Annotated in this window: 10 protein-coding genes; 6 read left to right on the plus strand and 4 right to left on the minus strand. The window is 57.7% G+C overall.

Annotated elements, in window-relative coordinates; genetic code table 11:
• Positions 1–82: 82 nt before the first annotated feature.
• Positions 83–727, minus strand: coding sequence for a DUF1361 domain-containing protein (locus L248_RS03225; RefSeq protein WP_040534569.1), 645 nt, complete (start codon positions 725–727; stop codon positions 83–85).
• Between the two features lie 172 nt (positions 728–899).
• Here L248_RS03225 and cdaA point away from each other — a divergent pair, with 172 nt between their 5' ends.
• Genes cdaA through glmM form a run of 3 tightly spaced genes read left to right on the plus strand, consistent with a single transcriptional unit; the run spans position 900 to position 4,231 of the window.
• Positions 900–1,766: a diadenylate cyclase CdaA gene (gene cdaA / locus L248_RS03230; RefSeq protein ID WP_022528636.1), complete on the plus strand. Its 867-nt coding sequence runs from the start codon at positions 900–902 to the stop codon at positions 1,764–1,766.
• Positions 1,756–2,811, plus strand: coding sequence for a CdaR family protein (locus L248_RS03235; RefSeq protein WP_040534571.1), 1,056 nt, complete (start codon positions 1,756–1,758; stop codon positions 2,809–2,811). The genes cdaA and L248_RS03235 overlap by 11 nt, the downstream gene beginning before the upstream one ends.
• Before the next feature lie 43 nt (positions 2,812–2,854).
• Positions 2,855–4,231: a phosphoglucosamine mutase gene (gene glmM / locus L248_RS03240; protein ID WP_022528638.1), complete on the plus strand. Its 1,377-nt coding sequence runs from the start codon at positions 2,855–2,857 to the stop codon at positions 4,229–4,231.
• 186 nt (positions 4,232–4,417) lie between these two features.
• On the opposite strand, the gene L248_RS03245 is transcribed toward glmM, so the two are convergent.
• Positions 4,418–5,596, minus strand: a complete 1,179-nt coding sequence (locus L248_RS03245; RefSeq protein WP_022528639.1) for an ArgE/DapE family deacylase — start codon at positions 5,594–5,596, stop codon at positions 4,418–4,420.
• Between the two features lie 224 nt (positions 5,597–5,820).
• On the opposite strand from L248_RS03245, the gene glmS reads away from it, so the two are divergent.
• A complete protein-coding gene (gene glmS / locus L248_RS03250) occupies positions 5,821–7,635 on the plus strand; it encodes a glutamine--fructose-6-phosphate transaminase (isomerizing) (RefSeq protein ID WP_040534573.1) in 1,815 nt (604 codons plus the stop codon).
• 81 nt (positions 7,636–7,716) lie between these two features.
• Positions 7,717–8,499, plus strand: a complete 783-nt coding sequence (locus L248_RS15030) for a class I SAM-dependent methyltransferase (RefSeq protein ID WP_051999840.1) — start codon at positions 7,717–7,719, stop codon at positions 8,497–8,499.
• Here L248_RS15030 and L248_RS03260 read toward each other — a convergent pair.
• Both L248_RS03260 and L248_RS03265 read right to left on the minus strand, forming a co-directional pair.
• Positions 8,453–9,808, minus strand: a complete 1,356-nt coding sequence (locus L248_RS03260; protein ID WP_051999841.1) for a D-serine ammonia-lyase — start codon at positions 9,806–9,808, stop codon at positions 8,453–8,455. The two genes, L248_RS15030 and L248_RS03260, sit on opposite strands and share 47 nt — an antisense overlap.
• Positions 9,793–10,437, minus strand: coding sequence for an endonuclease III domain-containing protein (locus L248_RS03265; RefSeq protein WP_022528643.1), 645 nt, complete (start codon positions 10,435–10,437; stop codon positions 9,793–9,795). Before L248_RS03265 ends, L248_RS03260 begins: the two co-directional genes overlap by 16 nt.
• Before the next feature lie 147 nt (positions 10,438–10,584).
• On the opposite strand from L248_RS03265, the gene L248_RS03270 reads away from it, so the two are divergent.
• Positions 10,585–11,325, plus strand: a complete 741-nt coding sequence (locus L248_RS03270; RefSeq protein WP_040534575.1) for a YebC/PmpR family DNA-binding transcriptional regulator — start codon at positions 10,585–10,587, stop codon at positions 11,323–11,325.
• Positions 11,326–11,541 lie beyond the last annotated feature (216 nt).

Here is an 11,541-nt window from a genome sequence, read left to right on the forward strand (position 1 = left end):
GGCGGGCTCAAACCGCCGTCACCACGTTCCAGCCCCCGCCAGCGGAGCCCGGAGTCACCCGGGCCAGCGACCGACATTCCGATTACCTGTCCGCATCTGTTTCTGCCCGGCTATACTGGATCAGCAGCCAGATGACGTATTGCAGGATGACCATCAAGGCCACGAAGCCCAGCATGTGCCAGGACCACATGCGCATGAGCGGCCGCCAGATGAGGGCGGGCGTCAGAAGGTAGAACGTGTGCAGACGAAGGAACCGGCCGATGTAGATGCCGATGCCGACGACGGTGTAAAACGCCAGCCGCGCCCAAGGCAGCCACCGCGGGTGCCGGGCCAGCATCTGCTGCAGAATTTTTTCACTGCCCAGCTGCGCGATCCACGCCGCAATCAGCCCGACCCCGACCAGCAGCAAGAAGTGGCCCCACATGGGCAGAGAGTTGCGCAGCAGACCCGCTGCACCATAAGGCTCTAACAAAGACAAATGGAAAAAATCCGTTAAGATATACGGTGCGTTGGGGTAGAACAGCAGCCACACCAAGGCCGTCAGCCAGTATGCCCAGCGCCAGTGAAACCGGTCTGCCTGCAGGATGAAGCCCAGCTCAATGGGAATATATGCCAGCAACGTGTTGAAAGCAAGAAAGCTGAAAACACCTTGGATTTGCCAGGCCGTTAAGATGATGTACAGCCAGAAAAAAAGCCGAATCGCCCAGTGCCAGCGGCGGATGGTCATGGCCGCCCCCTCCTTTCATCGTTCCTCTGTTCTTTCTTCTTTCCATCATACCGTGCTGATGGCCGGCGTGCCAGCAGAAAGCGGGCGTCGGTCCAGCGACGGAGGCGGGCTATGCTATAATTGGTTCATTAAAGAATGTTTGCCCAGGGAGTAAACGAGTGGGAGTGAACTGATGCAATTTTCATGGAGCAATCTGATCAGCTGGCAATCGCTGGCCAACTTGATCGATATTTTAGTGGTCTGGTACGTGATCTACAAATTGATCATGCTCATTCGCGGGACCAAAGCGGTCCAACTCGTTAAAGGGATCGCTGTCATCATTGTCGTTAAGCTGCTCAGCATGCTGCTGCACTTGACGACGATTTCGTTCATCATGGACCAAGTCCTGACCTGGGGCGTTATTGCCCTGGTCATTGTCTTCCAGCCAGAAATCCGCCGGGGTCTTGAACACCTAGGCCGGGGATCGCTGCTGCAGCGCGCGAGCCAGGACCAGAACCGAGTGGCGACGCGGATGATCAACGAGCTGGACAAGGCCATTCAGTATATGGCCAAGCGCCGCATCGGGGCCCTCATCTCGATCCAGATGAAAACCGGTTTGGAAGATTACATCGAAACTGGGATTCCTTTGGATGCCGATATTTCCAGCGGTCTGCTGATCAACATTTTCATTCCGAACACACCGCTCCACGACGGGGCCGTCATCATTCGGGACAACCGGATCGCCGTGGCCGCGGCTTACCTGCCCCTTTCTGAAAGCAACACGATTCCTAAGGAACTGGGGACGCGCCACCGGGCGGCCGTGGGGATCAGTGAAGTGACGGATGCCTTGACCATTGTTGTCTCCGAAGAGACCGGCGGGGGGACCCTGACGAAGAACAGCCAGCTGATGCGGGATATGAGCCAGGACGAATACTTGAAGTATCTGCGTTCCCAATTCATCGTGGCAGACAAGGAACCGAATCAATGGGAGAAGCTGCGGGCCAAGGTCGTCGGCTTCTTCACCAATGGCGGGAACGGAGGTGACCACCATGTGGAGTAAAATTACCAACAGCAAGTGGTTCTATCGGGTCATGTCGCTGGCGTTTGCCTTGTTGCTGTTCACCTACGTTAACTACAACAACCTGGTGACGAGCCGGACGACGGCGACCAGGCAAGCGGTGGCCGCAACAACGAAGAAAACCATCAAGGTGCCGCTGCAGCTGAACGCTGACACGGATAAGTATTATATCACTGGCTATCCCGCTAAGGTGTCCGTGACCTTGGAGGGGCCGTCTTCTTTGGTGATGATGACCGTTAATACCCAGAACTTCGAGATAGTCGCTAATCTGCGCAATCTCGCTGTGGGGAAGCACAAGGTGACGTTGAAAGCGAGCGGTTTGAACAAGGAATTGACCTACGGGATTTCTCCCAAAACCATTACTGTCAATATTCAGACGCGGCGGACGCAGAAATTCCCAATTCAGGTCACCTACAATAAGAATGCGATTGCTGATGGGTACATTACGGACCAGCCTAAGCTGAGTCAGAATACGGTGGAGGTCACCGGAGCGACTGACGAGATTCGTAAGATTGCCCGGGTGGTGGCCAATGTGCCGTTGTCCCGGGACACCAAGAGCACGTCGAATCAAGAAGTCCTCTTGCAAGCCTTGGACAGCAACGGTAATATTGTGAATGCCGTTTTGGATCCCCAGACGATCCATGTCACGTTGGGGATTCATTTGCCGAGCAAGACCGTGCCTGTCAGTTTCTCAACGGAGAATGACGGGGCCAACCTGGCGTATTCCGTCACCAGTGACGTGAAGACCGTGAAGATTACGGCCGCCAGCGACGTCTTGAATCGGATCAAGACGCTGACGGTGCCGGTCGATGTGAGCAAGATCACCTCGGCTGGTAATTACAATCAGCAGGTGTCGATTCCCTTGAAGGGCAATAATCTGGAAGGGGCTGATCCCAGCTCGGTGAAGGTGACCATTAAGGCCACCAGCAGCCGTTCCAGTGACAGCAGTGCGATTGAAGAAAGCAGCAGTGCCAGCAGTAAAAGCAGCAGTGAAGAAAGCACCAGTTCCAGCAGCAGTAACGATTGACCGTTTAACGGCACATCAATATTGGAGATAGGAGTTTTTGGCTATGACAACGAAGTACTTTGGGACAGATGGGGTACGGGGAATCGCCAACCGGGAATTGAGCCCGGAATTGGCATTTAAACTCGGCCGGGCCGGCGGTTATGTACTGACCCAGCACGCGACTCAAAAGGATGCGGAGGGGGCACCGCACGCGCGCGTCCTGGTCGCTCGGGACACGCGGATTTCCGGGGAGATGCTCGAGCATGCCTTAATTGCCGGCTTGCTTTCCGTCGGGATTGAGGTCTTGAACCTAGACGTCATCACTACTCCCGCAGTCGCCTATCTGACCCGGGTGCAGAACGCGGATGCCGGCATCATGATCTCCGCGTCCCACAATCCGGTCGCCGATAACGGCATCAAGTTCTTCGGCTCCGACGGCTACAAGCTGTCTGACGCCACTGAGGAAGAAATTGAGGCGCTGCTCGATGCCCCGGAGGACACCTTGCCCCGGCCGGAAGCCAAGGGCTTGGGCACCGTCGCCGACTATCCGGAGGGCGCCCTGAAGTACTTACAGTTTCTGGAACAATCCGTCTCTGAATCCCTCGACGGCATCCCCGTTGTCTTTGACGGGGCCAACGGTTCCACCTCGGCGTTGATCAGCCGGTTATTTGCCGACGTTGATGCGGACTTCACGACCATCGCCACCAAGCCCAATGGCTTGAATATCAACGATAACGTGGGTTCCACTCACCCCGATCAGTTAGCCAAGACGGTTGTTGAACGCCATGCTCAGCTGGGTGTCGCCTTCGACGGTGACGGCGACCGCGCCATCGCGGTGGACGAACACGGCAACATCATCGATGGGGACAAGATCATGTACATCCTCGGTCATTACTACGATCAACGCGGCCGCTTGAAGAAAGACACCGTTGTCACCACCGTCATGAGCAACATCGGGCTATACAAGGCGTTGGAGGAAGCCGGCATGCATTCTGAACAGACCCCCGTGGGGGACCGGCACGTCGTCGAGAAGATGCGTGAGGGCGGTTATAACCTGGGCGGCGAACAATCCGGCCACATCATCATCTTTGACTTCCACAATACCGGCGATGGCATGCTGACGGCTCTGCAGCTGATGAACGTGATGAAGCAGACCGGCAAGTCCTTATCCGAGCTGGCTGCCCCGGTCAAGACCTACCCGCAGAAGCTGGTCAACATTAAGGTGCAGGCCAGCGCCAAGAATAAGTGGCGGGAGCACCCGGAAATCGTTGCTGCGATTGACACCGTGGAGAAAGAAATGGCCGGCGACGGTCGTGTCCTGGTACGGCCATCCGGCACGGAGAGCCTGTTGCGGATCATGGCCGAAGCGCCGACCGTGGAGAAAGTCAACCAGTATGTGGACCAGATCGCCGATGTCGTGCGCAACGTGATGGGCGAGTAATTACTCGGCCATCGGTTCATTACCGAAATGCTGAATGCGAAAACAAAGCTGGGTCATCATTCACCGCGGCGGTTAATCCGTCACTTGAATGGTGGCCCAGCTTTGTTTGTGTTGTAACGAGGTTTTTTGAGGGGCCCGGCGATTTGGGCAGCCCGAAGTCACCCGGGCCAGAGCAGGGGGGCCGGCCTAGTCCGCGGCCGGCTTTCTCATCAGCCCGTCCCCAAAGTGGGTGAACAGGTCGGTGTAGAGCCGGATGGCTTCGAGATAGTCCGCGACCTTGATGTGCTCGTCGAGCTGGTGGTTGCTGTCGTTGCCCGGGCCGAAGACGGCGAAGGGGAAGCCGTCGGGGATCAGGACAGCGGCATCGGAAATGGCCGGTCCGCCAATGACATCAGCGGCATCGTAGCCGTTCGCCATGAGCAGTGCCTGCAGCTGCTTGATCAGCGGGTTGTGCGGATCGCTGGCTCGGGCCGGCAAAGCGGAATCAACGGTAATCGTGCCCTCTACACCATGAGCTGCGGACGCCTTGACCGCGGCTTGAAGAGCGGCAGTGAACCGCTCGTTGTTCGCCGTGGGGGTGGAGCGAATGTTGCCCCGGAAGAATGCCGCATCGGGGATGATGTTGACCTGCACACCGCCGCCAATGAGAGTGGGATTGTACGTGGCGTGGCCGAGCAGCGGATCTTCATCTTCGGCGGCAGTCAGCGGGGCTAACTGGTCAGCGGTCTCACTGGCTAGCCGCAGCAGACCATTAATGGCGTTCTTGCCTAATTCCGGTTGGGAGCTGTGGGCGGCTTTACCCTTGACCCGGGCCGTGAAGTCCAGGATGCCTTTCTCCCCGTGCCAGATCGTGTTGAAACCCGTTGGTTCGGCGACCAGCAGGGCCGCCAGGTTCTTGGTGAACCCGTGTTGGGCAAGAAAGGCGGCGCCGCCGTTGTCGACCTCTTCGCTGGCCGTGCCCATGAAGCGGATCCGGTTCGGCCGGGTCTGGTCAGCGACGTTGGTCAGGGCGACGATCAAGGCGGCCAGCCCCGCCTTCATGTCGCTGGCGCCGCGGCCGTAAAGTATGCCGTCGTGGATCTCCGCACCAAAAGGCGGATGGGTCCAGGCTTTCTCGTTACCGGCCTTGACGACGTCCATGTGGCCGGAGACCCCCAGCAGCGGGGCATCGGTATCACCAATCACATCCAGAACAAGGTTTTCTCGGCCTTCGCCGTAAGCCACCTCCTGCTTATGAAAATATTGTGCTTTTCCCGACGCCTCCACAAATTCCCATATGCGGTCGGCGACGGCTTCTTCGCGGCCGCCCACTGAGGGGATCCGGATGAGATCCTGGAGCAGGGCGACGGCAGTTGCATCAGACATAAAATCACCTCGCCGGTATTCTCCCACATTGAGCGGCTGAACACAATGGTATAGACATATATACCAAAAGCCGACAATCAAGGAGACCAATAGAAATTCATGCTTGACGAGGGTGGCCAAACCGTTTAATATACTTGGCAGACACACGGGCATGGCAGACAGTACCTGTCTATACCAAAGTTCTATACCAGGCTCACCAATGATATTATAACGGAGGCTTTTCAATGTGTGGAATTGTCGGCGTGATCGGCGCCAAACCAGTGCAAGAAATTTTGATGAACGGATTACAAAAACTCGAGTACCGCGGCTATGATTCCGCGGGTATCTTCGTGAACAGCGCCCGCGGGGGCCGGCATATGGTCAAAACCGTGGGTAAGATTGCGACCCTGGCCAGCAAACTGACGCCCGCCGCAGACGGGACCATGGGCATCGGCCACACCCGCTGGGCGACCAATGGTGCTCCCACTGACGCCAATGCTCACCCGCAATATTCCGTTGATGAGCGTTTCTACTTAGTGCATAACGGGGTCATCACCAACGCGGCTGCTTTGAAGGCCCAGTATCTGGCTGATGTGCCGTTCCAGTCCCAGACGGATACAGAAGTCGTGGTGCAATTGATTGCCAAGTTCGTGCGGGATGATCACGACACTCCCGCCGCTGCTTTCTACCGCACATTGAATCTGCTCAAGGGGTCATACGCTTTCGTACTAGCGGATGCGGAAGATCCGGACACACTGTACGCAGCTAAGAATAAGTCACCCCTGCTGATCGGGGTGGGCGAGGGGGCCTACTACGTCGGCTCTGACGCCATGGCGATGATCGACCAAACGAAACAGTTCATCGCGCTTCAAGACGGCGACGTGGTCATCATGCACCAGGATGGGCTGACGATTACTGACCTGGCCGGCGATTTTGTCCACCGGGACGAATTCACTGCCCAGTTGGATGCCAGTGAGATTTCTAAAGGGACATACCCGTATTACATGTTGAAAGAAATTGATGAACAGCCGGCCGTCATGCGGCGGATCGTTGACGCCTACCTGCCGGCGGACGGCAGTGTGAGCGTCGATCCGGCGCTCGTCCAAGCGCTCGATCAAGCTGACCGGCTGTATATCGTCGCCGCTGGGACCAGTTACCACGCCGGCCTCGTCGGTGCCCGGCTCTTTGAAGAGGTGGCTGGGCTGCCTGCTGAAGCCTACCTGGCCAGCGAGTTCGGCTACCACATGCCGCTCCTTTCTCAGCATCCCTTCTTCCTGCTCCTGTCCCAGAGCGGGGAGACGGCGGATAGCCGGGAAGTGCTGGTCAAGGTGAAGAAAATGGGTTACCCGGTGCTGACCATGACGAACACTGCCGGGTCCACGCTCTCCCGAGAAGCCGACTACACGATGCTGCTGCACGCCGGTCCGGAAATTGCGGTGGCTTCCACTAAGGCCTACACTGCCCAGATTGGCGTCCAGGCCGTTCTAGCCAAGGCCTTGGGGATGTATCGGCAACAGCCGGCAGCCAATGACTTTGCGCTGCGCCACCAGCTAAGCATCGCCGCCGCCGGCATGCAGACGTTGGTGGACGAGAAGGACCAGATCAAGAACTTGGTTGGCCAGTACATGCCTGACCAGCACGACGCCTTCTACATCGGCCGCGGGGCAGATTACCCGCTGAGCCTGGAGGCCGCCTTGAAGTTGAAGGAAGTGTCATATGTGCACACCGAAGGCTTCGCTGCCGGGGAACTGAAGCACGGGACGATTGCCCTCATTTCCGAGGACACCCCTGTGCTCGCCTTTATCACCGATGACGCCACGGCGGCCCACACCCGCAGCAATTTGCAAGAGACCGAAGCCCGGGGTGCCCACACGCTGAGCATCGTCAGCGAGCACTTGGCCGAGCCGACCGACAACATTGTCCTGCCGGACGTCGACCCCCGTCTGAGTGCACTGGTCGGTATTATTCCGGCCCAGTTAATTGCGTATTACACGGCCTTGGGCAAGGGTCTGGACGTCGACAAGCCCCGCAACCTGGCCAAGAGCGTCACCGTAGAATAATTTCTGCGTTACTCACACGTCGTTTCCATGACCGGAAGCGGCGTGTTTTTGTATACTGAAGGCAGAAAGGGGTGGGGCCGGATGACCCGTACTGACGATCAAGAAACGGCGGCCGCTTGGGACGACTTTGCGCCAGAATATTATGCGATGCAGCAAGCCGATCCGCTGCCGCTGGCGCAGCGGATGGGGGACTGGCTGCAGGCAGAAAAAATCCTGCCGGCGGGCCGCGTCTTAGACCTGGGCAGCGGTGCCGGCCGGTTTGCCCCCATGCTGGCTCGCGGTGCTATGCACCTGACGTTAATGGACATCAGCAGTCAGATGCTGGCATACGCCCAAAAGGAGCTCGCCCGGGCAGGACAAACGGCTGAGACGATTTCAGCACCATGGTCGACATTTGCGCACCAGTCTGGCGTTTACGACGTCATCTTCAGTCATATGGCCACTTTTCTCACCCCGGCGGACTTGTCGATAATCGGGGCGTTGCTGGCTCCGGGGGGCATCTTCGTTTATAGCCGCGTGACCGGACGGACCGACAGCATCTTTGATCAGGTGTTGGCCGCCTTCCCACCACTGCGTCAGCACTACGTCGATGAGAGCAGGACGCCGATTTCCCTCTGGCAAGAAAAAAGCCGCCAAGCCCAGTGGACTCAGCGGCAAACGCTATTGACATTCCATTACACGGAACCGATCGATCGAGACTACTTAGCGGAGGAGATCCCGCCATTGCTGGCCGCTTCAGACCAGGCGGCGTTCGGTCAGTTGCTGAAGCGCCTGTTCGGCGGTCAAGAAACGATCACAACGACCAAGTCCCTAGCGGTTACCGTGTTGGCGCTGACTGCGCCAGCAGGGCATCGCCGGTCTTAATGTAATCGGCCATTTCCGGGGCGGGGACCATGCTGCCGCCGGTGGCCCAAATGATGTGGGTGGCGTTCTCCACGGGATAACCTAACTTTTTCAAAGCGGGGAAGGACCGTTCCAGGATGGCCAGGCCGCCAGCACCGGAGGGCTCCACGTTGTGCTGTTCCTGCTCGGCGAGGCGAGCGGTCCAGCGCATCATGTCGTGATCCGGGAAGGTGCAGCTGCCCAAGAGTAAGGTATCCATGACCCGGCCGGCCAGTCGTGAGGGCCGGGGAACGGCCAAGCCATCGGCGGCCGTCTTGCCGTCGATACCCAGGTCGTACACCGTGATCTTTTCTTGCAGGCCGCTGATCATGCCGATGGTCACCGAGGGCATGTGGGTTGGCTCAGCAAAGATTCCGTGGATGTTGGGCCCCAGGACGGTCTTCAAGCCGAAGGTCACACCGCCGGGTGACCCGCCGACACCAGCCGGCAGGTAAACGAACACGGGGTGATCGGCATCCATCTTGATGCCAGCGTCCTTCAGCTGTTTGCCCAACCGGATTGCCGCCACAGCGTAGCCGAAGAACAAGTCCTTGGACCCCTCGTCGTCAATGAAGTAGGTATTGGGCTGACTTTCCGCCAGCTTGCGGCCGGCGGTGATGGCGGTCGTAAAGTCGGCATCGTATTCCACGACGTTCACGCCGTTGGCCCGCAACTTGTCTTTCTTCCACTGACGGGCGTCGGCGGACATGTGCACGGTGGTACGGAAGCCCAGAGTAGCGGCCATGATGCCGATGCTCAGGCCCAGGTTGCCGGTGGAGCCGACGGCGATCTCATACTTGGAGAATAACCGCTTGTATCGGGGACTGTCTAGGATGCGGTAGTCGTCCGTATAGGCCAAGTCGCCTTCGCGCATGGCGATCGTCTCGGCAAACTTCAAGACTTCGTAGATACCGCCCCGGGATTTGATGGAGCCAGAAACAGGCAGTTCACTGTCCGCCTTCATGAATAATTTCCCGGGAAATACTGTGCCGGTGTCTGCCGCAATCTGTTTTTCCAGGTGGGGCAGCCGGTAAATGGGCGATTCGATAATGCCGTGGGCGGGTGCGGTTTCCGGAAAGACTTCGGCTAAGTAGGGCGCAAAACGGCGGAACCGGGTGCCGGCGTCAAAGACGTCAGCTTCCCGCATGCTGTCGTCTTTGCGCGGGTGACCGTAATGGGGATTGGCCCAAAATGTGGGTGTTTCATTGGCATAAGCGGCCAGCGCAGGGAACTGCGTCAGCAATTCTTGTTTGTCCAAGTTTGTGACCTCGCTTTTTAGGATTGCTTCCATTGTAGCGGCATACCGGAGAATGGTACATCTTTCCATTGCGCTGACGTGTATTTTTCTTTCTCGACCCGCACGATGAGCGCGTGGAAGTTCTGTGCCGTACGCAGTGTCCAGACCGACCACTGCCGGGCTACCGCGGCCTGGGCAGCTGCGTATTGGGCGGGCAGCACGATATCGAAGCGGTTCAGAAAGCGGCGGGTATACGTGTCGATGATGACGGTTGGAAAGCCCAAGACATAAAGTAGAATGTCATCCGCTGTTTCGTTTCCGATACCGCCCAGCGTGATCAACTTTTGCCGAACAGTTGCTGGGTCGGCCCGGCGGACGCGGGGTAAATCATCGTTATATTGCGCCAACCAATCCAATAGATGGCCAATGGTAACGGCTTTACGGGTAAAGAAGCCTGCCGGCCGGATCAGCTCTTGCAATTTTTCTGGCGCTAATGCGCGCAGACGGTCCGGCACCATGCCCGTCGCCGCTGTCAGGTTGGCGATGGCCCGGTCGACATTCCGCCAATTGGTATTCTGAATGAGGACGCTGCCGAACAAGATCTCCCAGTCGCTGCGCCCAGGCCACCAGCCTTGGTCGCCGTATGTATCATACAGCGCATCGTAAAGTGCGGGTAAGTCCATGTGCCTGCCTTCTTTCTGAGCTCATTGTACACGTTCTGGTTGGCGACCATTTTCCGGGAAATAATTTGAACCCCGCGGCTATTTTTGGTATTATCTATTGTGTTTGCGTGACTTTTTTACCAAATAGACGAAAGAAGGAAATATAGAATGTCAGGACATTCCAAATGGCATAACATTCAAGGACGGAAAAACGCCCAAGATGCCAAACGCGGCAAAATTTTCCAAAAACTCTCCCGTGAGTTATATATGGCTGCAAAGAGCGGAGGTCCTGACCCTAGCGGCAACCCTTCACTCCGTCTGGTCATGGATAAAGCCCGCGCGGCCAATATGCCGAAGGACAACATCAAGCGCGCCTTGGACAAGGCGGCCGGCAACGACGATACCCATTACGATGAAGTCACTTACGAAGGCTATGCCCCCGGTGGGATTCCCGTCCTGGTGGAGGCCTTGACCGACAACAAGAACCGCACGGCTTCTGATGTCCGCGTGGCCTTCACCCGCCACGGCGGCGCGCTGGGCGCTTCCGGCTCAGTGTCTTACCTGTTTGACCGGAAGGGCTACATCGTGATCGACCGATCCACCACCGACGCCGACGAGGACCAGGTGCTGGAAGATGTCATGGATGCCGGCGGCGACGACTTGCAGACGTCCGATGACGCCTACGAGATCTACACCGACGCCAAGGAATTCACCAAGGTCCGGGACGCATTGGAGAAGCAGGGCTACAAGCTGGCCGATGCCGAACTGACCATGATTCCCGAGAACGAAGTACCGGTGCCGGCGGACAAGGCTGAGAAGTTCCAAGCGATGATCGATGCCTTGGAAGACAACGACGACGTGTCCGAAGTGTATTACGCTGCTGAACTGCCGGACGAGCAAGACGCGTAATTCGTTCAAGTGAGAAAACAAAGGCTGGGCCAAAGTTCACTGTGCAGACCGGTTGCGGTACTGCGTAAGTGAACTTTGGCCCAGCTTTGTTCGTTATTGAGAAATGGGGTGCCGGGGCCGGCGATTTGGGCCCTCCGGCTGGCTGGGCGTGGAACGCCATGGGCACGTGACAGAACTTGCCTGGGCGCCGTGCCAAAGCTCCGCAAGCTCCGGCAA

The organism is Schleiferilactobacillus shenzhenensis LY-73, from assembly GCF_000469325.1.
GTDB lineage: Bacteria > Bacillota > Bacilli > Lactobacillales > Lactobacillaceae > Schleiferilactobacillus > Schleiferilactobacillus shenzhenensis.